At 60.2% G+C, this 23,352-nt stretch carries 20 protein-coding genes; 14 read left to right on the forward strand and 6 right to left on the reverse strand.

Going from position 1 to position 23,352, the window contains the following annotated elements; all coding sequences use genetic code 11:
* Window positions 1-168: 168 nt before the first annotated feature.
* Window positions 169-2,130: a methyl-accepting chemotaxis protein gene (locus AC3WK5_RS05865; RefSeq protein WP_103316953.1), complete on the reverse strand. Its 1,962-nt coding sequence runs from the start codon at window positions 2,128-2,130 to the stop codon at window positions 169-171.
* Between the two features lie 52 nt (window positions 2,131-2,182).
* Window positions 2,183-3,853 (reverse strand): diguanylate cyclase GcbA, encoded by a 1,671-nt coding sequence (gene gcbA, locus AC3WK5_RS05870; protein WP_103316952.1) that lies wholly within the window; start codon window positions 3,851-3,853, stop codon window positions 2,183-2,185.
* Between the two features lie 291 nt (window positions 3,854-4,144).
* Here gcbA and AC3WK5_RS05875 point away from each other — a divergent pair, with 291 nt between their 5' ends.
* The 6 genes from AC3WK5_RS05875 to AC3WK5_RS05900 all read left to right on the forward strand — a co-directional run bounded on the left by AC3WK5_RS05875 (window position 4,145) and on the right by AC3WK5_RS05900 (window position 10,949).
* A complete protein-coding gene (locus tag AC3WK5_RS05875; RefSeq protein ID WP_103316950.1) occupies window positions 4,145-5,212 on the forward strand; it encodes a DUF2333 family protein in 1,068 nt (355 codons plus the stop codon).
* 3 nt (window positions 5,213-5,215) lie between these two features.
* Window positions 5,216-5,785 carry an NUDIX hydrolase gene (locus AC3WK5_RS05880; RefSeq protein ID WP_103316948.1) on the forward strand — a complete coding sequence of 190 codons (570 nt, stop codon included), beginning with the start codon at window positions 5,216-5,218 and terminating at the stop codon, window positions 5,783-5,785.
* Window positions 5,786-6,047: 262 nt separating this feature from the next.
* Window positions 6,048-6,419 (forward strand): translation initiation factor Sui1, encoded by a 372-nt coding sequence (locus AC3WK5_RS05885; RefSeq protein ID WP_054595446.1) that lies wholly within the window; start codon window positions 6,048-6,050, stop codon window positions 6,417-6,419.
* Window positions 6,420-6,637: 218 nt separating this feature from the next.
* Window positions 6,638-8,551: an arginine decarboxylase gene (speA, locus tag AC3WK5_RS05890; protein WP_054595447.1), complete on the forward strand. Its 1,914-nt coding sequence runs from the start codon at window positions 6,638-6,640 to the stop codon at window positions 8,549-8,551.
* 233 nt (window positions 8,552-8,784) lie between these two features.
* The gene (locus AC3WK5_RS05895) at window positions 8,785-10,167 is read left to right on the forward strand and encodes a contractile injection system protein, VgrG/Pvc8 family (protein ID WP_103316946.1); all 1,383 of its coding nucleotides are present in this window, start codon (window positions 8,785-8,787) and stop codon (window positions 10,165-10,167) included.
* The gene (locus AC3WK5_RS05900; protein WP_103316944.1) at window positions 10,164-10,949 is read left to right on the forward strand and encodes a DUF4123 domain-containing protein; all 786 of its coding nucleotides are present in this window, start codon (window positions 10,164-10,166) and stop codon (window positions 10,947-10,949) included. The genes AC3WK5_RS05895 and AC3WK5_RS05900 overlap by 4 nt, the downstream gene beginning before the upstream one ends.
* A 226-nt stretch (window positions 10,950-11,175) precedes the next feature.
* On the opposite strand, the gene AC3WK5_RS05905 is transcribed toward AC3WK5_RS05900, so the two are convergent.
* Together AC3WK5_RS05905 and AC3WK5_RS05910 are read right to left on the reverse strand one after the other, a co-directional pair.
* Window positions 11,176-12,516: an MATE family efflux transporter gene (locus AC3WK5_RS05905; RefSeq protein ID WP_103316942.1), complete on the reverse strand. Its 1,341-nt coding sequence runs from the start codon at window positions 12,514-12,516 to the stop codon at window positions 11,176-11,178.
* 293 nt (window positions 12,517-12,809) lie between these two features.
* On the reverse strand, window positions 12,810-13,103 hold the full coding sequence (locus tag AC3WK5_RS05910; protein ID WP_054595451.1) for a hypothetical protein: 294 nt from the start codon (window positions 13,101-13,103) through the stop codon (window positions 12,810-12,812).
* Window positions 13,104-13,415: 312 nt separating this feature from the next.
* On the opposite strand from AC3WK5_RS05910, the gene AC3WK5_RS05915 reads away from it, so the two are divergent.
* The 5 genes from AC3WK5_RS05915 (at window position 13,416) to AC3WK5_RS05935 (ending at window position 17,727) form a co-directional block, all read left to right on the forward strand.
* The gene (locus AC3WK5_RS05915; RefSeq protein WP_054595452.1) at window positions 13,416-13,718 is read left to right on the forward strand and encodes a MazG-like family protein; all 303 of its coding nucleotides are present in this window, start codon (window positions 13,416-13,418) and stop codon (window positions 13,716-13,718) included.
* Window positions 13,718-14,467 carry a methyltransferase domain-containing protein gene (locus AC3WK5_RS05920; RefSeq protein ID WP_103316940.1) on the forward strand — a complete coding sequence of 250 codons (750 nt, stop codon included), beginning with the start codon at window positions 13,718-13,720 and terminating at the stop codon, window positions 14,465-14,467. Before AC3WK5_RS05915 ends, AC3WK5_RS05920 begins: the two co-directional genes overlap by 1 nt.
* A 24-nt stretch (window positions 14,468-14,491) precedes the next feature.
* Window positions 14,492-15,100 (forward strand): DUF4136 domain-containing protein, encoded by a 609-nt coding sequence (locus AC3WK5_RS05925; protein ID WP_103316937.1) that lies wholly within the window; start codon window positions 14,492-14,494, stop codon window positions 15,098-15,100.
* A gap of 28 nt (window positions 15,101-15,128) precedes the next feature.
* Window positions 15,129-15,686, forward strand: a complete 558-nt coding sequence (locus AC3WK5_RS05930) for a DUF4136 domain-containing protein (RefSeq protein WP_054595455.1) — start codon at window positions 15,129-15,131, stop codon at window positions 15,684-15,686.
* Between the two features lie 112 nt (window positions 15,687-15,798).
* Window positions 15,799-17,727 carry a pilus assembly protein TadG-related protein gene (locus tag AC3WK5_RS05935; RefSeq protein WP_103316935.1) on the forward strand — a complete coding sequence of 643 codons (1,929 nt, stop codon included), beginning with the start codon at window positions 15,799-15,801 and terminating at the stop codon, window positions 17,725-17,727.
* Here the strand turns inward: AC3WK5_RS05935 and AC3WK5_RS05940 are convergent.
* Both AC3WK5_RS05940 and AC3WK5_RS05945 read right to left on the reverse strand, forming a co-directional pair.
* On the reverse strand, window positions 17,712-20,477 hold the full coding sequence (locus AC3WK5_RS05940) for an ATP-binding protein (protein WP_103316932.1): 2,766 nt from the start codon (window positions 20,475-20,477) through the stop codon (window positions 17,712-17,714). The genes AC3WK5_RS05935 and AC3WK5_RS05940 overlap by 16 nt on opposite strands.
* Window positions 20,474-20,920 carry a TadE/TadG family type IV pilus assembly protein gene (locus AC3WK5_RS05945; RefSeq protein WP_103316930.1) on the reverse strand — a complete coding sequence of 149 codons (447 nt, stop codon included), beginning with the start codon at window positions 20,918-20,920 and terminating at the stop codon, window positions 20,474-20,476. Before AC3WK5_RS05945 ends, AC3WK5_RS05940 begins: the two co-directional genes overlap by 4 nt.
* Before the next feature lie 75 nt (window positions 20,921-20,995).
* Here AC3WK5_RS05945 and AC3WK5_RS05950 point away from each other — a divergent pair, with 75 nt between their 5' ends.
* From AC3WK5_RS05950 to AC3WK5_RS05960, 3 genes are all read left to right on the forward strand, one after another.
* The gene (locus tag AC3WK5_RS05950; protein WP_054595459.1) at window positions 20,996-21,466 is read left to right on the forward strand and encodes a prepilin peptidase; all 471 of its coding nucleotides are present in this window, start codon (window positions 20,996-20,998) and stop codon (window positions 21,464-21,466) included.
* 125 nt (window positions 21,467-21,591) lie between these two features.
* Window positions 21,592-22,359, forward strand: coding sequence for a response regulator transcription factor (locus AC3WK5_RS05955; RefSeq protein ID WP_103317029.1), 768 nt, complete (start codon window positions 21,592-21,594; stop codon window positions 22,357-22,359).
* 510 nt (window positions 22,360-22,869) lie between these two features.
* A complete protein-coding gene (locus tag AC3WK5_RS05960) occupies window positions 22,870-23,259 on the forward strand; it encodes a DUF6124 family protein (protein WP_103316928.1) in 390 nt (129 codons plus the stop codon).
* Window positions 23,260-23,352: the final 93 nt, after the last annotated feature.

Here is a 23,352-nt window from a genome sequence, read left to right on the forward strand (position 1 = left end):
GGCGAGGGAGCTTGCTCCCGCCGGCCGGTCCGCGCTCGGGCGCAGCAGTCGCAAAGCCATAGAGCAAGGTATGCCTGAAACAACCGAGTGGCAGGTTTCAGGGTTGCTGCGCAACCCAGCGGGAGCAAGCTCCCTCGCCACAGAGATCAGCGTCGCTCAGAGTTGGTGTCAGACGCGGAAGGCCTGAACGGCGGTGTGCAATTGCCCACCCAGCACCAGCAGGTTCTCGCCCTGACTGCGGCCTTCACCGATACGCACCAGGTTATCCCCACCCAACTGGTGAATCCGCTCACTGTGATCGCGGATCTCACTGACAGCGCCACTTTGCTGCGCCGTGACATCGGCGATGCGCACGGCAGTGTCGGCAATGGTCTGGATGGCTCCGACGATTTTATCCAGTGCGCCGTCAGCGGCTTGTGCCTGGTTGGCGGTGGCTTCCGCGTGTTCGACCTGGGCGCGCATGCCTTCTACCGATTGCCGCGCAGCCTGTTGCAAGCCGGCAATCAAGGTCTGGATTTCTGCGGTAGCGCCGGCAGTGCGTTGCGCCAGTGAACGAACCTCCTCGGCAACCACCGCAAAACCGCGGCCCATTTCCCCGGCGCGGGCGGCTTCAATTGCCGCGTTCAGGGCGAGGAGGTTGGTCTGATCGGCAATCGAGCGAATCACTGTCAGTACGCCGCCGATGGTGGCCGACTCTTCGGCCAGATGCTCGATCATTTGTGCGTTGCCCTGGACTTCGCCGACCAGCGCGTGCAATCCGGTCAGGCTCAAGCCAATGACTTTTTGCCCGTGCTCGACCGCAAGACCGGCGTGACGGCTGGCGTCGGCAGCCTGGCTGGCATCGCCGGCGACTTGCTGAATGGTCGCTTCCAGCTCACCAAGCGAGTCGCGGATCAGCGCGGTGTCGCCGGCCTGATGTTCGGCGCCACTGTGCAAGTCGCTGCTCAGTTCGGCCAATACCCGGCTGCTGCCGGCAACCTGTTCGGCGTTCAGCCGGATTGTCCCGACCAGATCCACCAGATAAGCGCGCAGGCGATTCAGCGATTCTTGAATATCGTGCAGTTCACGGTTGGTTGCGCCGAGCTGGATGTCCCGACTGAAGTCGCCTTCGGCCCAGGTCGACAGCGCTGGCGCCAAATTGGTCAGCACGCGGGCGAGGCGACGCTGCAAGGTGTCGATCAGCAGCGCGATCAGCAGGATCAGGCCGATCATTACGCCCTGCATGAGCCGCACTTCACCCTGGATTTGCCCATGCTGCGCGCGCACGGTCGGTTCCAGCCCGGCGATGGCCTGCTGTACGGCGGCGATTTTCAGGTGGGTGGCGGCGCTGAGGTCGGCGCGTTTCTGAATCTGTTCGCGGGTCCGACCGAGTTCGGCGGGGTAGCGGCTTAGCAGGCTGGCGAGTTCGCGTTTGAAACCGGTGCCGGCATCTTCGGCGACGGTTTTTTCAGTGTTTTCCAGGCCCATCATCGCCGAGAAATCGTCGGTGTTCGATTCTTTACTGGCGGTCACGCCAAGCAGCGGCAGCGCTTCGATCAGCTCGGCCTGAGTGCGGATGCTACTGACCTCGCGCTCGACATCGGCCGCCAGTTCGCTGCGGCCACTGCTGACCAGTTTGTCCCGGGCCAGCGAGAGTTTACCGACGTGCTGCGAGGCTACGAGCAAGGGCGGAAGATAGGCGGCAGCGGCAGGCGTATTGGCGCTGGTGGCGTATTGGCTGAGTTGCTCCAGGCTGGCGCCCAGTTCGCGCTCGGCCTGGAGCAGCAAGGCTTGCGGATCACCCGCCAGTTTGCCGGCGGCCAACAGGTCGGTCTTGCTGAAGTCATCGAGGCTGGCAAGGCTCGGCCGCACGCTGTCAGCCAGCTCGGACGGCAGTTCGTCGAGTTCTTTTTGCAGGGTTTCGATGGCCTGGCTGGCGCTGCTCAGGCGCAGGGCATCGCCGCTGGCCAGGTAATCTTCGACGTTACGCGCCACTTGATTTTGAAAGTGCTGCGACAGGCCCAGGTAGCGCTCCATCAACAGATAAGGACGCTCCAGGGCTTTTTGCGACCACCAGAGTGTGGCGCCGAGTGCGAGGCACACCGCGACTAGAAGCAGGGTATTGAGATTGGTCAGCAACTTCAGGCGCATCGCGGTTCTACCAACGACAGAATGGTAAGTGCCTGAAGTTATTGCGTTTGTGTTACAGAGTTATGACCGAATCAGTGGATTCAGGTGAAAAAGTGGCACTTTGATTCGACGACCGCGCCGCTTGAACGCGATTACGTCCGGCGTGCTTGGCCCGGTACAGCGCCTCGTCTGCCTGGCTGGCCATCATCAGGCTGTCGCACTCTTCATGCAGGTCCACCACGCCGGCACTGAAGGTGCACCAGAGGTCTTGCGGCTGGGCCGGGTAGTGGATCTCGGCAAAGCGCTGGCGGATTTCATCGAGCACTTTATAAGCCGATTCGATATCGGTGTCCGGCATCACGATGGCGAACTCTTCACCGCCATACCGGCCGATGAAGTCGGTCTTGCGCAGGCGTTGCTTGAGAAACAGTGCCAGGCTCTTGATCACCCGGTCGCCCATGGGGTGGCCGTGGCTGTCGTTGACCCGCTTGAAATGGTCAATGTCGAGCATCGCAAAACTCAATGGCTTGTTCTCGCGGCGGGCGCGGAAGCTGCAGTCTTCGAGTAATTGCAGAATATGGGTGTGGTTATAGAGGCCGGTCAGGCTGTCACGGACCATCCGCGCCTTGAGGTTGCGCGCCCGGGCCGCACGGTTGCGTACGGTGGTGATCAGGTGCCGCGGCTTGATCGGCTTGGTCAGGAAGTCGTCGCCACCTTCGCTCATGGCGTCGAGCTGCTTGTCCAGGTCGTCTTCGGCCGACAAGTAGATGATCGGCACGCTGACATAGCGGTCATTGTGCCGGATCACCTTGGCCAGCTCGGTGCCGGTGCAGGCCGGCATGTACATGTCGAGGATGATCAGGTCCGGCTGGAAATCCGCCAGTTCGGCCATCGCCTGAATCGGCTCGATCAAGGTCCGGGTGACGATCCCGGCGCTGTTGAGCAGGCGCTCGGTGTGCAGGGCCTGGGCACGGGAGTCGTCGATGATCAGTACTTTATAAGGTTCGTACTGGGCGACGCAGGTCAGCACTTCGATCTTTTCCAGCAGGCTCGACGCTTCGAGGGTGCCGGTCAGAAACTCCTGGCCGCCGGCACGTACGGCCGCGAGGCGGGTCGGGGTGTCGGTTTCCAGCAGGCTGAAAAACAGCAGCGGCAGTTTCTGCTCCAGGCCTTCCTGGGCTTCGGCTGCCAATTGCAGGCCCATGCCGGGGCCGCTGAAGTCGACGTCCATGACAATCGCTGCCGGCAACCGCTCGACCATCGAGGAGCGAAACGCCGCCACGCTGTCCAGCGATTGCGCGCTGAGACCGAAAAATTCGAGTTGCTTGGCCAGTCGCTCGGCGCGGTCGTGATCTTGCAGCATCACGTAGATCGGCTTGCGCAGTGGCGGTAAAAAGGTTTGTTCGAGCTGGTCGCCATGCCGCAGGCCAGTGCGCGACAGGCGCTGCATCAGACGATTGAGGTCGGTGATCAGCCCGCTGCTCAGGCGTCCGCGATTGGCGTCGACGGCTGCAAGCGACTGGCTGATGCTGTGCGCCAGGTGGGTGTGCTCGGGTTGTTCGAAACGTTCGGCGAAACGCAGCAGCCGCAGGTTCGCTTCACTCAGCTCTGCGAGGTCGGCGCCTGACCATTCGCAGCGTTGCAGGCGCTGCCATATCTCAAGAATCTGACGTGCTTGATGAATTACCCGCTGGGCAAAGTGGTGCTTGAGGCGCTCACGGCTGGGGTCTTCTGGCTCGGTCATATCCTGACTACTAGTTAGGGTGCATGCTGAGGTCGACTGGTGGCTCTATGCTAGCACCTCTTTCCGATGCCATGAGTGTCGTACATCAATAAACTGTAAAGCGACGTTATTCAGTTCCTGACCGACTGGTCGCATAGGATCAACGCTGTGCTTCATTTATAGTGGCTGCTCGATTCGCGGCCACTGTGCGATCCACGGTCTGCCGGGCAGATTTAATCTGCTCGCGACAAAGCACGATGGAGTAGGGTTGTGGTCGAACCGACGAACTCAAGTGATTGAAAGGATATCGCCATGCTGGACTGGAAGAACCGCACAGGCAGCGCGCCTGAACGTGCCGCCGAACCCAAGTCGGCAACCCGCAGCTATTTAGGTGGCCTGCTGTTCAGCCGCGCATTGGCCACCTTGATCGGCCTGTATTTGCTGGTGGTCCTCGCCGTGGGCTGGTACTGGAGCCATGAACCTGCGCTGTTCCCGGTTCAGCAGAACGCACAACTGGCCGCCGAGAAGGAAGGCAAGCAGATGGTCATCGGCTACACCACGGTCGAAACCCTCAAGACCGTCGCCGGTACCTTGCTGCACAAGCCGGGTGGCTATATTTCCAACGACCGTTTTCCACCAGGCGTGTGGCTGGACGACATGCCGAACTGGGAATACGGGGTACTGGTGCAGGTACGCGATCTGACTCGCGCCTTGCGTAAAGATTTTGCCCGTTCGCAATCGCAATCGGCTGAAGACGCCGATCTGGCCAAGGCCGAGCCGCGTTTCAACTTCGATAACAAGAGCTGGATGCTGCCGTCCAGCGAGTCGGAGTACCAGGAAGGCATCAACTCCCTGAGCCGCTACCAGGCTCGCCTGTCCGATCCAACGCAAAAAAACGCGCAGTTCTATGCGCGTGCCGACAACCTGAACAACTGGCTGGGTGATGTCGCGACCCGTTTGGGTTCGCTGTCGCAACGGCTGTCGGCCAGTGTTGGCCGGGTCAAGCTGAACACCGCGCTGAAAACCGAAACCCTGGCGCCGGGTCAGGTGCCGCAGGTGGATGAAGAGCGGGTGGAAACCCCTTGGCTGCAGATCGACGACGTATTCTATGAAGCGCGTGGTCAGGCCTGGGCACTGTCGCATTTGCTGCGCGCCATTGAAGTCGATTTCGCCGATGTGTTGGCGAAGAAGAACGCCACGGTCAGCGTGCGCCAGATCATTCGTGAGCTGGAGGCCTCCCAGGAAACAGTCTGGAGCCCGATGATCCTCAACGGCAGCGGTTTCGGGATTTTGGCCAACCACTCGCTGGTCATGGCCAACTACATCTCGCGGGCCAACGCGGCAGTTATCGATTTGCGTCAATTGCTCAATCAGGGCTGAGTCATGGCCGATAACCTGAATGAGGCTGCGCACCGCGCGGCCTCGGACGCCGAACAGATCGCCTGGGTCGACGAGCAGGACAACCTGCTCGGTTCGCTGGTGCGCTCGGACTTGCGCGAGCGCGGGCTGATCGGGCGCGGCACTTACATCATGCTGTTCAACTCGGCCGGTGAACTGTGCGTGCATCAGCGCACGTTCAGCAAAGCCATCTATCCGGGATTCTGGGATGTGGCGGCGGGCGGCATGGTATTGGCGACCGAAACCTACGCCGAATCGGCGGCCCGTGAACTGGAAGAAGAGTTGGGCGTCAGCGGGGTCGAGCTGACCGCCCATGATCATTTTTTTTTTGAGGACACCGGCAACCGCTTGTGGTGTTCGGCGTTTTCGGCAGTCTGGGACGGACCATTGATCCTGCAGCCGGAAGAAGTGCTTCAGGCCCGCTTTATTCCCATCGAACAGGTGATGCTGGAAATCACGCAGAAGCCTTACTGCCCGGACTCTCTGGCGGCGTTGAAGCGCTATCTGCGCGCACGCGGGGGTGACGCTCTGAAGGGCGTCGCAAAAGATCTATAAAATGGCGCCGATTGGCTCTTAGCAAGTGCGCTTTTTGCCGTTACACTGCGCGACCTTTGTAGGAGCAGAGCTTGCTCGCGAAGAACGTAATGGCACCGCGTACTGTCTGACGGCACGCGTTATCGTTGACATCCTTCGCGATCAAGCTTTGCCCCAGGGCTAATTAGCCCATAGCGCTGCCCCTGCCTGAGTGGGGCTTCGCGGTCGATAGCACTTGCCAAAGTTGCTGCGACCAGTCTTTGTCCTCCCAAGAGGATTGCCGGTGGCCAAAAAAGCCGCATCCTTCGCCGCCCTTGGTGGCCTGGTATTTTCCACCGACGCAGGTCGACATTGCCCGGACTGTAGCCAGCCGGTGGCAGCCTGCATCTGCAAACAAACCGTTATCCCGGCCGGCGACGGCATCGCGCGCGTGCGCCGCGAAAGCAAGGGCCGGGGCGGCAAGACGGTGACCACGATCAGCGGCGTGCCGCTGGCTGAAGACGCGCTCAAGGAGCTTGCCACGACGTTGAAGAAACGTTGCGGCACCGGTGGTGCGTTGAAGGACGGGATCATCGAGATCCAGGGTGATCATGTCGAGCTACTCTTGGCCGAGCTGATCAAACACGGTTTCAAAGCGAAGAAATCCGGCGGCTAGCAGCCTCTGTGAAAACCACCCCGACTTGATGCAGTCCTGATCGATTCAGGTTGAACGTCGTCTCCATGGTTTTCACAGAGCCTGTTCTGACCGGTTTCTAAACTCAGCGCTGCAAGTGTGGTCTATCCCGCTTGCAGGCTAATCGTCATTTTTTCACTTTAGACTGCGCCAGCCCTCAACCCGGGTGGCGCTCTTTGACTTCTTTATAGGGGACTTCGATGTCCGTACGACGCACACGCAAAGACGATGGCAGCCAATGGACAGTTGCGGACAGCCGCAGTGTTTACGGGATTCGCCATTGGGGGGCCGGGTATTTCGCGATCAGTGACGCCGGTCGCGTAGAAGTTCGTCCGAACGGCCCGAGCAGCGCACCTATCGATCTGTTCGAACAAGTCGCACAGCTGCGCAAAAGCGGCCTGTCCTTGCCACTGCTGGTGCGCTTCCCGGACATCCTGCAGGACCGTGTCCGTCAGCTGACCGGCGCCTTCGACGCGAATATCGAGCGTCTGGAATACCAGAGCAAGTACACCGCGCTGTACCCGATCAAGGTTAACCAGCAGGAAGCGGTGATCGAGAACATCATCGCCACCCAGAACGTCTCCATTGGCCTGGAAGCCGGTTCCAAGCCGGAACTGCTGGCCGTGCTGGCCCTGGCGCCAAAGGGCGGCACCATCGTCTGCAACGGTTACAAGGACCGTGAGTTCATCCGCCTGGCACTGATGGGCCAGAAGCTGGGTCACAACGTGTTCATCGTGATCGAGAAAGAATCCGAAGTCGGCCTGGTGATCGAAGAGGCCGCCTCGCTGAAGGTCAAGCCCCAAGTCGGCCTGCGGGTTCGCCTGTCGTCCCTGGCATCGAGCAAATGGGCTGATACTGGCGGCGAAAAATCCAAGTTCGGGCTGTCTGCTGCCCAGTTGCTGTCGGTAGTCGAGCGCTTCCGTGCGGCCGGTCTGGATCAGGGCATTCGTTTGCTGCACTTCCACATGGGCTCGCAGATCGCCAACCTGGCGGACTACCAGCACGGCTTCAAGGAAGCGATCCGTTACTACGGCGAACTGCGCAACCTTGGCCTGCCGGTGGATCACATCGACGTGGGTGGTGGCCTGGGCGTCGACTACGACGGTACCCACTCGCGCAACGCCAGCTCGATCAACTACGACATGGACGATTACGCCGGTGTCGTGGTCGGCATGCTCAAGGAATTCTGCGACGCGCAGAGCCTGCCGCATCCGAACATCTTCTCCGAGAGTGGTCGTTCGCTGACCGCTCACCACGCCATGCTGGTGGTACAGGTCACCGACGTCGAGAAACACAACGACGACGTGCCGATGATCGAGAACAAGGAAGAGCTGCCGGAAACCGTGCAATGGCTGGTCGACCTGCTCGGCCCGACCGATATCGAGATGGTCACCGAGACCTACTGGCGCGCGACTCACTACATGAGCGACGTGGCCACCCAGTACGCCGATGGCAAGCTGACCCTGGCCGAAAAAGCCCTGGCCGAGCAATGCTACTTCGCTGTCTGCCGTCGCCTGCACAACTCGTTGAAAGCCCGTCAGCGCTCGCACCGTCAGGTGCTCGACGAACTCAACGACAAGCTGGCCGACAAATACATCTGCAACTTCTCGGTATTCCAGAGCCTGCCGGACACCTGGGCGATCGGCCAGGTCCTGCCGATCCTGCCGCTGCACCGTCTTGATGAAGAGCCGATGCGCCGTGCCGTGCTGCAAGACCTGACCTGTGACTCCGACGGCAAGATCAAGCAATACGTCGACGAGCAGAGCATCGAAACCAGCCTGCCGGTACACGGTCTCAATGATGGCGAAGACTACCTGCTGGGGATTTTCCTGGTGGGCGCTTACCAGGAAATTCTCGGTGACATGCACAACCTGTTCGGTGACACCGACTCGGTAAACATCTACCAGAATGCCGACGGCAGCGTTTACCACGCCGGTATCGAAACCCATGACACCATCGAAGACATGCTGCGTTACGTGCACTTGTCGCCGGAAGAGCTGATGACGCACTACCGCGACAAAGTGGCCAGCGCTCGAATCAGTGCCACCGAGCGCACCCAGTACCTCGATGCCTTGCGCCTGGGTCTGACTCGTTCGTCTTACCTGTCTTCTTGAGGTAGCGAACCGCTGTGACCAGGTTGTCGGAAAATACTCCGCGTAGTGCGGCGTTTTCCGAGGACCTGGTACGGCATTTCTTTATTTTTGTAGCGATTTGCCGTGCCCACGCACTTTCAACGCTGTGTGGTCTTCATTTCGCGTAGGCCATTTCCTAAGTTGTACTTCGGCACTCTACTCGGCCATGTCTCTCAGCGAGAATCCCCGGCCGTCCCTCCTGTAGAGAAACGCCGATGTTCGATCCCGTCAACGAGCCGTCATTTCGTCTGGAGATAGCGGGTCAGCCCCAACCCTTTGTCGTTGTCGCCTTTACCGGTTGCGAGTCCATCAGCCAGCCCTTTGTCTTTCAGCTGGATCTGCAGTTCGATGAGCTGCGACTGGATATCGCGAGCCTGATGTTTCGCTCGGCGTACCTGGGGTTTGGAGGTGCGGGCACCGGTATCCACGGACAGATTCATGACCTTGCCCCGCTTCATGACGACGCGGTGCCGGCGCTCTGGCGTCTGTGCCTTGGGCCGAAGCTGGCCTGCCTGGCGCAACGCTGCAGCCAGCGAATTTTCAGCGGCCTGTCAGTCCCGCAGATTCTGGTGCAGGTACTGAAAGAACACGGTATAGACGAAAAAAACTGTCGATTCGAACTCCGGAATGACTACCCCGTGCGGGAATTTTGCACCCAGTACCGTGAGTCGGACTTGGCGTTTCTTCAGCGCCTGTGTGAGCAAGAGCGGATTCACTACCATTTTCAGCACCGCAAGCACGGTCATTGCCTGATCTTTGCCGACACTCGGCGCAGTTCGTCTCCAGGTGCCGGCACACCCTTTGATAGCCAAGGCACGGTACCCGCTGTCAGGCGTTTCACGGTTCATGCTCATGCCGATGGGGCACGTCACGATGGATTGCCGAAACCTGTCGCAGCAGGCGAAACGGACCTGCCGAACCTGCGTAGCGGCATGCTGATGGCGTTGTCGGGCCATCCGTTTGCTGACTGGAATCACCTGTGGTTGCTGACCCGGGTCGAGCATTCGGGCAGTCAGGCGCAGTTGCCGTACTACCGCAACCGCATTGATGCGATTCCCTGGGAGGCGCCGTTCGTAGCGTTTCGTCCAAGCGAGAAGCCTCGGATGAACAGCCTGCAACGTGGCTGGGTGGTCAATGTCGACGAACCTCGCAGCGACGCGGCCCAACGCATCGCCGTGCAGTTCGATTGGCTTTATCAGGGCGAGGGTGCACGGCCCAGCCATTGTTGGCTGCCGGTCTCGCCCCAGTTGTCTACAGAGTCGGTTGCCGGTTTGACGGCGGGGGTTGAGGTCTGTGTGAGCTTTATCGAGGGCGACCCGGACCAGCCGTTGATCACCGGCATATTTCAGGGGGCGCCGTTGAATGTCGACGGCGTGTTGCCTGTCGAAACCTCCCTGCCTTCAATGGCCGGGGAGGCGCTCCCGGCACGGGAGGAATTGTCGCCCGATGATCGCCATGACTTGTTGGCATTGGTTCAGGGCAGTCAGCCCTTGGTGTTGCTGTGTTTGATACCCGGCGGGGGGAGTTTCATGCATTGCCGGCAAGCGATCTGCACCTGCCGCACAGTGGCAGGGCTTGGCCAAAGTGGTGCGGCATGATCGCTGCCCAGTCGGCTCAATGGCTTTTGCTGGATGTACCAGGTTCGCCGCAGGCAGGGTGGAGCCTGCAGCAACGGTTTGCCGACGTACCGTGTTATGCGTTGTTCGAGAACACCGACCTGCATGCATTGCGCGACCAGGGGCCGCAGTTGATCGAACTGTCGGCGCAATCGCCGCTGATGCAATGTTGCCACGACGAGCCGGCGGACTGGCCGGGGTTGCTGCTGGTCAGCTCTGCATCCCCGGAGCAATTGCTCGGGCACCTTCGACGTATGCTCACGGTCACGTTCGGGCTTCATTACAAAGGCTTGCTCAGCTACTACAACCCCTTTATCGCCAGTTACTTTTTTGATGCCAGTGATGCCCGCGAGTTGAGCCGCTGGCTGGGGCCGATCGATAAACTGTACTGGCACGGTGGAACCTGGGAGGACCGGGCGATCGGCAGTCTGGGTTGGTTGCATTTGGTCAATCCGCGATTGGCCGTCAGTGAACTCGCCATCGAAGACAGCCTCAGCCTTCGCCAGCAGAACAAGTTGCAAACCTGCCTGCTGGAGCGCCATGCGTGGTACTGGAGTCGCTCGACGGGCCACGACTTTGGCGCGATCTGGTCTTTTGTGCAGGAAGGACTCGAACACGGCTTCAGCGAGCAAACTGTGCTCGATGGCTGGCTGCGATTACGTTTGCAATACCCGTCAGCCACACCCGAAGCACACCTGCCGGGGCGCACTCAGCAAGAGCGGCTCGACAGCTTGCGCAACCGCTGGCAAAGCTATCGGCCCTGAACTCACCGCGTCCTGCAGGCCAAATCACGATGAAGAACTGCACTCGTAGCAGCTGTCGAGCCCGCGAGGCAGCGTTCGAGGCGGGCCGCGTTCGGACGAAGTCCTCGTAAATCCTGAGTACGCGGTTTGCCTGAAAGAACACGCTGCCTGATTCAACGACTGCTTCGCAGTCGAACGCAGCCTCGCGGGCTCGGCAGCTGCTACACGAGTTGGAGCAGCACGATGTTCATACGGTGAACCAGCCATCATTTTTGCGCAGGTTCCAGGCGAATGCCCCAAGCATCAGGCTGCGCAGCACCATGAACAGCAGGAAGGTCAGCCACAGGCCATGGTTGCCGAACCCTTGCAGTGCCCAGGCAAATGGCAGCAATAGCAGCACCGTCAGCAGCATGCCGTTGCGCATTTCCCTGGCACGGGTGGCGCCGATGAACAGGCCGTCGAGCAAGTAGCTCCAGACGGCGATCAGTGGCAGTGCGGCGAGGTACGGCAAGTAGACGAACGCAGTGTCGCGCACGCTCTGGATGTTGGTCTGCATCTCTATGAACAAATGCCCGGCGCAGAAGAACAGCAGCGCAAAACCCAGACTGGCAATCAATGACCAGCCGCAGGCAACCACCAGGGACCGACGCAAAGCCTGACGGTCATGGGCACCGATGGCATGGCCGCACAGAGCCTCCACCGCGTGGGCCAGGCCGTCCAGGGCATGGGCGGTCAACAGCAAGCCATTGAGCAATAATGCATTGGCCGCCACCGTCGCATCGCCGAGCCGTGCGCCTTGCACGGTCACCATGAAGAACACCGATTGCAGCGCCAGACTGCGAATGAAAATGTCCCGGTTGACCGCCAGCAGCGGCCGCCAGCTCTGCCACAGCGCCAGTGCCGCCCAGGCGATATGCCCGGGGTAGGCGCGCAGGGCGTTACGGGTCATGGCCAGGCCGAGCAGGGCGCCGGTCCATTCGGCGATCACTGAAGCACGGGCCGCCCCGACAACGCCCCATTGCAGACCCAGGACGAACCACAGGTTCAGCGCGATGTTCACCAGGTTGGTGGTCAGCAGAATCGCCAGCGGTGCGCGGGCGTTCTGGGTGCCGAGGAACCAGCCGACCAGCGCATAACTGGCCAGCGCTGCCGGTAAGCCAAACAACCGGGTGTGGAAGAACTCGCGGGTCAGTTGATCGAGCTCGGCAGAGGGCTGCATGAAGTGCAACGCCACGCCACTGAGCGGTACACCCAGCATCCCGAGCAGCAGCGCCAGCCCCATCGCCAATAGCAAGCCTTGCAGCAGGATCTGCCGCAATGCCGCGCCATCACCGCGCCCGGCTGCCTGCGCTGCAAACCCGGTCGAGCCCATGCGCAGAAACCCCATGGCCCAGGCCAGAAAGGTGTACAGGCTGGCGCCCACCGCGACCGCGCCGAGCTGATGTGCGTGGGGCAGGTGGCCGACCACCGTGCTGTCGACCAGCGCCACCAGTGGCACGGAAATGTTCGAAAGAATCATCGGCGCGGCAAGCGCCCAGACGCGGCGATGGGTCGCACGATCGCGCCAATCGGTGATCAACGTAGACATTCAGGCTCCTTTCGAGAGCGGGCATTGTAGCGGCAGATCCAAGCGTCAGTGGTCTTGTGAAAGCGGGCTTTTTGTGAGGAGGGAGCTTGCTCAGATGCCGGTAAGTCAAGGGATTTCGGGCTCGGCACCTCACCTGTAGCAGCTGCCGAAGGCTGCGTTCGGCGGCGAAGCCGTCGTGAATGGCATACCAAGGTCCCTCTGGATGACCGCGTCGTCAGCTTGGCGAGTGCTTCGCCCTCGAACGCAGCCTTCGGCAGCTGCTACAGGTTGTGCGTGTGTGAGCGAGGTGTTGTTCAGTGAACCACCCAGCTCAACACCCACAACCCCAGCACCAGCCAGATAATCCCTGCGATGATCGACGCACGCATGAACGCGCGGACCGCCGAGTACAGCAGCATCAAGCCGATGATCAGCACGAGAATGCTGATGATCGAGGGCTCCATGCCCAGTGCTCGTGACAGCCCGTCGACAAAATTGCCGCTGGCGTGAGTCAAGGCACTGAACAACCCACTGAGCGTATCGACGATGAACCGGATGACCGAACCCAGCGCCTGGCCAAGCCATTCGAAAAAGCTATCTACCTGCATGTGTACGTCCTGATGAAAGAGTGGGTGCCGGCGCTGAGCGCTTTGGCCATTGTCAGGGCTGGCGAGCGCCCTTGAAGCATAGAGGTTTGGTGGTTTGAATTGGCGAATAGTAACTGAACGTCTGCACCCACTGGGCAAGCTTCTGCGTTCTGTACTGGGTAGAGTCAGAATCGGGACTTTTAGTCCCACCCACCTCTTCAAGTCTAAACACACAGGCGGGTTTGCTCGCGAACTGTCACGAAACGACAGCAGTGTTCGGTGCTTGCCTTCATCCGCCATCCGCCCGAAGCTATACGCCTTCAGGAGAGCCCGATGAACCTTGTTGAACTGACCGAACGCCTGCACTGCATCCGTGACCGCAACGACTGGCGGCAATTTCACAGCCCGAAGAACCTGGCCATGGCCGCCAGTGTCGAAATGGCCGAGCTGGTGGAAATTTTCCAATGGTTGAGCGAAGACCAGTCGCGCCAGTTGCCAGCGGACAAACTGGCGCATGCCGGTCAGGAAGTCGGCGATATCGTGCTTTATCTACTGCTGCTGTGCAGCGAGCTGGGGTTGGACATGGAACAGGTAGTACGCAGCAAGCTGGCTGACAGCGAACGGCGGTTCAGCTGATGAGCGACCGTCATTTCGATCAGTTGGCGACCCGTTTCGCCGAAAAAATCTACGGCGGTGCCAAAGGCGCAATCCGTCTGGCGGTGCTGCAGGCCGACCTGGCTGAAACCCTGCCGGATCGCCCGTTGCGGGTGCTGGATATCGGCGCCGGCCTTGGACACATGTCGTTATGGCTGGCCCAGCGCGGGCACCAGGTGACCCTGGCCGAGCCTGCCGAACCGATGCTCGAAGGCGCCCGCCAGCGCTTCGCCGAGGCCGGGCAAGCGGCGACGTTTATCCAGGCTCCGTGGCAAGAGCTGCTCGGTCAACTCACCGAGCCTTACGATCTGGTGCTGTGCCATGCGGTGCTGGAGTGGTTGGCCGAACCTCACGCGATTCTGCCGGTGCTGCATCAACTGACGACCAAAGACGGCTGGCTGTCGCTGGCGTTCTATAACCGCGATGCGCTGATTTACCGCAACTTGCTCAAGGGCCATTTCCGCAAGATGCGCAAGAACGACATGGCCGGCGAGAAGCAGAGCCTGACCCCGCAGATGCCTCTGGATCCGCGAGAGCTGGCGACGCAACTGGAAGGTTTGTGGCAGGTCGAAACCCAGAGCGGAGTGCGGGTTTTTCATGACTACATGCCGGTAGAGTTTCAGGCCCGTGCCGAACTGATCGACTTGCTGGAAATGGAGCTGGCCCACCGTCGGCACCCGAGTTTTGCGGGGCTGGGGCGTTACCTGCACTGGATCTGTCGCCCGGTCTGAACCGTGGTTTCTGTGGAGAGCATCATGAAACGCCGTTTGGGATTGATCATGTTGTGTCTGGGGCTCGGTGCCTGTCAGGGCAGCAATCCGTATATCGCCAGCTCCAACCCGCTGCCGCCGGCCCCGCCGCACGCTGCCAACACCTTTGATCGCAGCGCCTATCCAGCGGCGCCGCGTGATTACAGCCGTTACCAAAGCTGGGCCTGGCTCAACGGCCGGTTGCCCAACGGTTCGGCCTTGGCCGACTCGGCGCAGATTGCCGAAGCGGTGAGCAATGCGCTGGATCAACGGGGTTTGCGTCCGCTGCACGACAATCGTCCGGCGGACTTGTGGGTCAGCGCCGACCTGCATCAGGAAACCCGCCTGAAGCAGGTCCAGGAGGATTACGGTTATGGCGGCTACGGCGGTTATAACCGTTATGGCAATGGCTACGGGATGTACAACACGGTGCCGATCGTTCGTACCTATCAGGTGCAAGTGCTGGTGATCCGGGTGGATTTGTTCGACGCCAGCACCGGGCAACCGGTCTGGAGTGCCAGCGCTGAAGCGGGCCTTCAGGGCAACGAAATAGAGCGTGGCGATGCGTTACGAACAGCTGTGGAAAAGGCGGTAGCGGCGTATCCTCCTAGTTAGGTTCCCTGCCTGGACCCGGAGAAAAATCATGTCCCGCCGTCTCTCATTACTGGCTTGCGCTGTGTTGCTCAGCGCCTGCCAAACGACCCAGGTCAATCACGATTTTGATGCCAGCCGCGATTTCGCCGCCTATCGCAGTTGGGCCTGGAAAGAGCCTGCCGTGCAATACCGTCCCGACGATCCGCGGATCAAGAGCGACCTCACCGAACAACGCATTCGCCAGGCGGTTGCCGATCAACTCGACCAGCGTGGTCTGCGCCCGGCCGCTACCGGTGCCAAGGCTGACGTCAATGTGCGGACCTACCTGATCGTCGAGGATCGCCAGCAGCAAATCACCACTAACTATGGCGGTGGTTGGGGTGGCCCCTGGAACGGCTACTGGGGCGCACCGATGTACAACGAAACCCGCAACGTCTCTTACAAGGTCGCCACACTTCAGATCGACCTGCTCGATGGCAAGGATGGCAAGCTGGTCTGGCGTGGCAGTGATGAACAACTGCTCAGCAGATCGCCGCAGCCCGCCGACCGCAGCGCCGCGATTCGCGCGACGGTAGGGCGGATATTGAGCAATTACCCACCGAAATAAAGCACTTGAATCATCGGCGCTGGCAAGTTGCCAGCGCCGTGCTCGAGCCTTGACTACACTGCCTGCACCACCGGAGGTAGCGCTCGGCAGTGCGCCGGCAAAGGAGTGCTCGATGTCTCCCCGTTTGCAGTTTCGCGGCCCCGCCGGGCAACGTGGCGCTATTGGTTTGCTCGCGGCAATGACCTTCGGACTGGCGCTTTTGATTGCGCTGTTGGTGGTCGACAGTGGCCGGCTCTATGTGGAGCAACGCAAGTTGCAACGGGTCGTGGACAACGCCGCACTGGAAGCGGTCAGCCGCGGCGGTACCTGCCTGCCGGGCCTGACGGCGGCCAGTTATGCCGGGCAAAGCGCGGTTCGTAATGCGTTCATCGTCAGCCCCACCAGCACCTTGACCACCACCTGCGGTTCGCTGGCGACGGCGCCGACCAACCTGCGCACTTTCGTCCCCAATGCCGCGCAATCGATGGCTATTCAGGTGGTTGCCACCAACATGGTATCGACCAGTGCCGCGGCGGGTATTCAGGCATTGTTCAGTGGGGCTTCGCTCAGTGCCAATACCACGCTGACCGCCAAGGCGGTGGCCGCGGCGCCGCAACCGACGCTGGCACAGCTAAGCATTCGCAGTTCGGTCGCCAGCGTCGATACCGCCAGGTCGAATCTCTTGAATCCGCTGTTTTCGAGCCTTCTGGGTGGCAGCGTGAACCTGACAGCCGTGGGCTGGGACGGCTTGGTCCACACCGATATCAACCTGCTGAAGTTCATGGATCAGTTAGCTATCGATCTCGGAGTTACTGCAGGTGATTACACGGCATTGCTCAGCACGCAAGGAACGGTCACCCAATTCATACACGCCGCTGCAACGGTTGCAGGTCTGAACGGTGCCACTGCCGATGTGATGACGGCGCTGACCAGTCTGCAGGTGGGGGCCAGCAATGCACCACCGATCAAACTTGGCGATGTGCTGCAACTTCAGACGGGCACCTCGACGGCCGGCCTGGATGCCACGGTGCAGCTGTTTCAGCTGGTTCAGGGCTTTGTGCAGTTGGCGAATAAAAACAGTGCGGTGACCGCCGTTCTGCCGGTGAGCGTACTGGGGCTGCTGGGCGTCACAACCCGTGTAAAAGTGATTGAGCCGCCGCAGTTTTCTGCCGTGGGAGATCCGGAACTGGCCAAGGCTGACCCGTTGGGCGTGAACCGGATCTATGTGAAGACGGCGCAGGTAAGACTGCTCACAACGGTCGACCTTTCTCTGATCAATGCGGTGTTGCAGTTGGTGAATACGCTGTTGAGCGCAATTGTCGTTTCTATCAACACGCTGCTGGCACCCGGGTGCCTGTTGGCAACCTGCACACAAACGGACCTGCAAATAGCGCCTGAAGGCCTCAACCTTGATGTAGGGATTGAAGCGGGAGTCGGGAGCAGTTATGTCACCGATTACTCATGCGTCAATCCGAACAGCAAAAGTCTTACTGCGACCACGGACATTTCCACGCTCAAAGTCAAAGTCGGCCAGATCAACCCTGCAATCTGGTTCTCCTCCTCGCCGTTGTCAGCGCTTACACCGTTAACCCTGGTCGATATCGGCAGCAGGACCTGCCAGGGACTGACCTTCACCTGCGGTCCGCGCACACCGTTTACCGGCGGTGGCAGTGAAATCATGATCGACAGCCCGATCGCCGGGGCCAGTGACCCTAACTACACCTACAACAACCCCAAGGAAATCAATGTCCCGCCACTGCCGACCCACACCGTTTCGGTATCGGGTGTCGTCGGCAGTTTGAGCGGGACCTTGGGAGGCATTACGCTCATTCAGCACACGCCGACGATTAACGGTCTGACGGCATTGCTGCTCAGCACGCTGTCATCGCTGCTGGCTGACGTAACAACGCTGCTGGTCAACGCAATCGATGGTCTGCTGGCGCCCTTGGTCGATCCGCTGGTGAACAGCCTGCTGCTCAATCTGGGGATCGACGTCAACAAAGTCGATGTGGGGTTCAACCTCACCTGCGGCCAAAAAGGCAAAGCCTACCTGGTAATCTGATCACCCAGCGCAATCGGCAGCTCGATACAGAACCGCGCGCCCTCGGTCGAGTTGCGCACACTCAACTGTCCGCCCATGTTCTCGACGATGCCGTAGCTCACCGACAACCCCAGACCGGTGCCCACACCGACCGGTTTGGTGGTGAAGAACGGTTCGAAGATTCGCTCCAGCAAACGCGGATCAATACCGCCAGCGTTGTCTTCGACCCACAGCCGCAGCGAGCTGTGGTCACGTTCGGCATACAGTGAAATCCACGGCTTGAACGCCGGGTCGCTTTCGCGCTTGCTCAGCAGTGCGTCGCGAGCGTTGACCATCAGGTTGATCAACACTTGCTCCAGCTGATCGACATGGCCACGTACATTGGCTTCGAAGCCGAACTCGCTGATCCGCAAGTCGACGCCTTTGCCGCGCATGCCTTCGGCCAGCAACGACAGCGTGCCTTCCACCGCTTGCGCCGGGTTGAACAACTGTTGCTCGATTTCCGAGCGCCGGCCGAACACCCGCATGTGATCGACCACCCGCGCCGCGCGCTGGACCTGGGCGTCGATACGCTTGAGTTTGTCTTGCAGGTAGTCGATCTGTACATCGCCGTTGCTCAAGCGCTTGAGCACGTTGACGATGGCCATGCGCATCACGTTCAGTGGCTGGTTGATTTCATGCGCCAGCCCGGTGGCCATTTCTCCCAGGGTGGCCATTTTTGCGCTTTGCGTGAGCTGTTGTTGCGAACGGCGGACTTCGGTGTTGTCGCGGCCCACGGCCTGAATTTCGATCAGGCGACCCCGCTCGTCGAACACCCCGCGATCCGACCAGACCCACCAGGCATGTTCGCGCCCGGGGAGTTGCAGGCTGATTTCCGCGGTGCTCACCGGGAACTCCGGCGTCAATTGGCGCAGGCGCAGCACAAAGGCCTGGCGCTGTTCGGCCGACAGCCAACTGGCCAGATCGACACCGGGCAATTGTTCGGGTGTGCATTCCAGGTACGTCGCCAAGGGCCGATTGCCGAATGTCAGCGTCAAGTCAGGACGGTAGCGGCAGATCATCGCTGGCGAATCTTCCACCAGCATCCGGTAGCGCTCCTCGCTCTGTTTGACCTGTTCGGCGGCCTGGGTCGCTTCGCTGACGTCCAGCCACAAACCGACTGCCTCCACGGGTAGCCCGAGGTCATCGCGCAGCAGCCGGGCCTCATCGAGCAGCCAGTGATAGTCGCCACGCTGGTCACGCAGACGGTAACGCGCGCGTACCGATCCTTCGCGCAGCAGTTGGCGGGTGCGCTCGAAATACAGGTCACGGTCTTCGGGGTGAACCCGCTCTACCAGCGCGTTGCCGGCTAAATCATTCAGGTTCCAACCGAGCAACGGCAGCAGGCTGGCACTGAAAAAGCTCGGTTGCAGCGCGCCTTCGACATAGCGTTGCACATAGATCACCGCCGGCGAACTGGCGATCAGGTTGTCCAGGCGGGCATGGGCAGCGGCGGCCTGTTGCTGTTGATTCTTGATGTCACTGATGTCGAGCATGAACCCCACCAGCCGACGCTGTTCACCTACGCCTAGCGCCTGGCCTTGCAGGCGATACCAGATCGGCGTCTGGGCGTCGTCAGCGCGGTGCAGACGCACGCACAGCAGCAAGGTCTTGCCGTGTTGTTGCAGGTCCTGCACGCGGCTGGCCAGCTCTTGGCGGTCGGCCGGATGGATCAGCGTCAGCCACTGGTCCAGCGGTAAACGGGCACTCTCCAGGTGCAGGGTGAACGCCAGTTGCGGTGCCAGTTGAACCTCGTCAATGTTGCCGAACAGCTCCCACCAACCGGTGCCCAGCAAACCTTGCAGGGCTTCGAGTCGCTCCAGTTGATGATGTTGATGCTGCTCGCGTAAACGCCCCAGCAGTGGTCCGGCCAGCGCTGCGGCCAGCAGCGACCAGTCACGCTCGCTGAGCTGCGGCGCACGTTGCTGCACCGGGTAAAAACCACAGAGCAACCAGGCGGCGACACCGTGATCGTCCCGATAAGGCACCAGAAATCCGTCGGTATTACCGAAGGTCCCCTGCAACCGCGGGTGCTCGCTGAAACCATGCGCGACGCTCAAGCGCAACGGCGTTTTACCGCTCAAACTGTCCAGACTGGTGCCCAGCGGTTGGCCGGTTTGCCACAGCTGCGGCGCATCGTGGGCGTTGTACTGGCTGTGGATCAGCCAGCCTTGTTCCTGATCGTCGAGCAGCGCGATGGCCACACAGGGAATGTGCCAGCGCTGGGCCAGGCCTTGAAGTTGCTCGGTCAGCACCTCGGGCAGGCGCATCAGGCTGCACAGGCGAAGCTGTTCGCTCATGTGTCCGGCGAACGACTGACATTCCTCGCGGCTGTGGGCCTGTTGGCGTTCGTGCAGCAAATCACCGATGTCGAGCAACTGCAGCAGCCAGCTGTCAGGCGTCGGCTGAACCCAGCCGCGCAGGTGCAGGGTTTGGCCACCGAGGCCGGCGAAATCCAGGTCCAGGTTTTGGCCTTGCCATTCGGCGGGTGTGCCTTCGACGACCAAATGGCTGTGGGGCAGCAGGTAATCGATCAGGTGTGGGGGTTGGTCGGCGTGAGGACGCTGCGTCAATGCATGACGCAAGGGGCCACTCATTTTCAGCACCCGGCCCTGAGGGGTCAGCAGCAGGTGTAATCCGACATTCTGTGTCACCAGGCTGTAGGGCGTGTCGGGCTCCTGGAATGGCGGACGATTGAGCAGTCGGCCAAAGAGCTTTTCCCCAGGTGTCAAAATTGAAGACTCGATTGTGCCGTCAGGTTCGTCGGCAGATTGGGCACGGTGCCGACACCCGGCAGGACGAGGAACGGGATGACCTGATTGAGCTTGCTGGTGGGGTACGTCACGCTGACCGTCAGTAATCCGGTGCCTGCGTTATAGGCCGCCTTGGCGTCGACACCAAAGGTGATGTTGAAGGTGCTTGGCACCCAGGACAGTTGCTGCTGTAAAACACTGTTTGCCAGGTTCTCCATCGCCGTTGGGTAGTTGGGCGTCTTCGGATCAAGCGCGACGCTTTGCCGGACTGCCTCGGCCGTGGCTTCGTTGAATGACTGCACCAGCAACAGCGGCAGGCTGTAGCTGACGATTGCGTAGAACACCGCAAAAAAGATCACGAACACCAAGGCGAACTCAATCGCCACAGCACCTTTTTGCTTTCTGGGGAGGCCTGATTTCATGAGTGCGTCTACCCTGACAACGACTACGTGGTATGAGCATAGAATCATTCAGCCAAAGCGGACGATTTTTACCGGATGCAGAGTTTTGTCCTACTGATCTGGCTGGCGCTTTGCGCGGCACAGGATGTTCAGCAACGGCATATTGCCAACAGCCTGACCTTGGGTGTCGGGTTGTTGGCATTGATTTATCTGTTGTGGACCGGCACCACCTGGCTGGGCGCGCCTGACGTTCAGGGCGGGTGGGCATTGCTGCTGGCGCTGCTGTTTACCTTGCCCGGTTATGGGTTGGGACGGTTGGGAGCCGGCGATGTGAAGCTGATGGCGACGATCGGCCTGGCGACCGACAACCTGCATTTGCTCGGCAGTTTTATCGGCGCTGGAATGGCTGGCCTGGTGTGGCTATTGATTGCTTCAAAGGTCTGGCCGCATATGAGTCAACGGCTTAGGGCCCGACTTCAATACCTCGCTCCCGAGCTGTCAAGAAAACCACCCTTTGCGCCCTTTGTGCTGATCGGCATGCTGCTGACACTGGCCTGTATCCGCTAGTCGTTCGGCACGACATATCGCTATGTACATAGTAGGAAAGTAGGTCTACTTTCAGTTCAGGCCTGTACAGCTCGCCGCTGTCGGTACAGGAAGTGACAGTCTTCGGACAGGGCATGGAGGCGCACGTGAACAAGCCTGCTTCTGCGGTAAAAGTGCTGGTGGTCGACGATCAACCGCTGATCGTGGAAGAGCTTTGCGAGTTTCTTGAAAGCAGCGGTTACCGTTGTGTCCCTTGTGAGTCCAGCCAGCAAGCCATCACGCGCTTTCGCGAAGACGTCGACATCGGCCTGGTCCTCTGTGATTTGCACATGCCCGGGCTCGACGGTATTCAGCTGGTTCAGGAGCTGCAACGCATCGCCGGCAAGCACCGGGCATTCGAAGCCATCATGCTCACCGGGCGTGCCGACAAGCAGGATGTGATCAAGGCCCTGCGCGCCGGGATTGCCGATTACTACCAGAAGCCGATTGACCTGGATGAGCTGCTGGAAGGTTTGCAGCGTCAGGAGGTCGCGCTTCAGGAACGGCAAAAGAGTGTGCAGTTGGGGCACTTGAATCAGAAGCTGCAAGACCTTTCCGAATCGATCGATGACCTTTATCAGGACCTTGATAAAGTTCGTCGTGCTCCGTCTGTGCCATCGGGTGGGGAGGTTGATCGGGAACGGATGCCGGCGATCTTTGATCAGCTGTCGCCTCGTCAATTGGATGTTGCGCGGTTGGTGGGCAAGGGGCAGACCAATTATCAGATTGCCTGTGAGTTGGGGATTACCGAGAACACGGTGAAGTTGTATGTGTCGCAGGTGTTGCGGTTGACGCATATGCATAATCGGACGCAGTTGGCGTTGGCTTTGTCGCCTGGGAGTTCTGGGGGGCGGTCGCGGGTTACGGCGCACTAGGCTTTGGTGTACATATCCGTTGCTGCGGTAACGGCTGCTTATGGTTTCGCCCTTACGGCGAGTCCCTTTTGTCAGACGACACAAAAGGAACCAAAAGGTCTCGCCCCAAGCGTACGGCACCTCGCTTAGGCTCGGCGTTCCCTCGCTACGGTGTCCATCAGGGGGCATCGCCTACGGTCTGCTTCGCGACGACCTCCTCTCGATGTGTCCGGCTGCGCCGTACGGCGCTGCGCGCCCACCCCCTGATGAACACCTTCACTCGGCCTGCCGAAGGGGCGGGTGGATCAAAAGCAAAGCACGGCGGCCTGACAGCCGGCCTGAGTGGTTGGGGTGTGTAGGACTTGAGATCGTTCCTACGCTCCGCGTGGGATTGATCGAAATCTCTGACATGTCTTTCAGGTTGCCGCTCGGAAGCGCCACCTCTAGCCTTCAAACGTCGCTGCCAATTCAGCGTCCGGGCGTCGCGGCCCGAATTACTTGGTATATCCATTTCATATTCGGAGTACCGACATGACCACGTCCATTCCCAATCCCCCCGAACACGACGACGTTTCCCCCTACGATTCTCCCGACTCGAAAAAGCTCCACGACGCTGCCCATCGTGCCCTCGATCATTACCTGAAACCGACCCTGTCGAAGCTGCGCTTCAGCGATCTGCATTCGGACCGGTTGTTTGCGGTCAACCCGGGTATCGACAATGAAAGCCTGCTGGCGAACGCTTCGGAGGACCTGGCTTCGGTCAAGGCCATGGCCGCTGACCTGGCGTTCGAGATCGAAGGGTCTCGACGCAATGTGGCGCTAGGTATTTGCAGGATGATCGACGGGATCCGGCTGCTGGTGGATCGAGCGCTGGACAATATGGACCCTGAAGAACCGGCGGAGTATGTCGTCAAACCCTGAGCGTTGCTTCAGGTAAACCTTGTTGTCGTTTATCGCGGGTAAGGATCAGATGCCCGCGATGACGATCTTGAGTTCGCTACGAACACCTTTACA

This window comes from Pseudomonas sp. FW306-02-D09B (genome assembly GCF_058782685.1).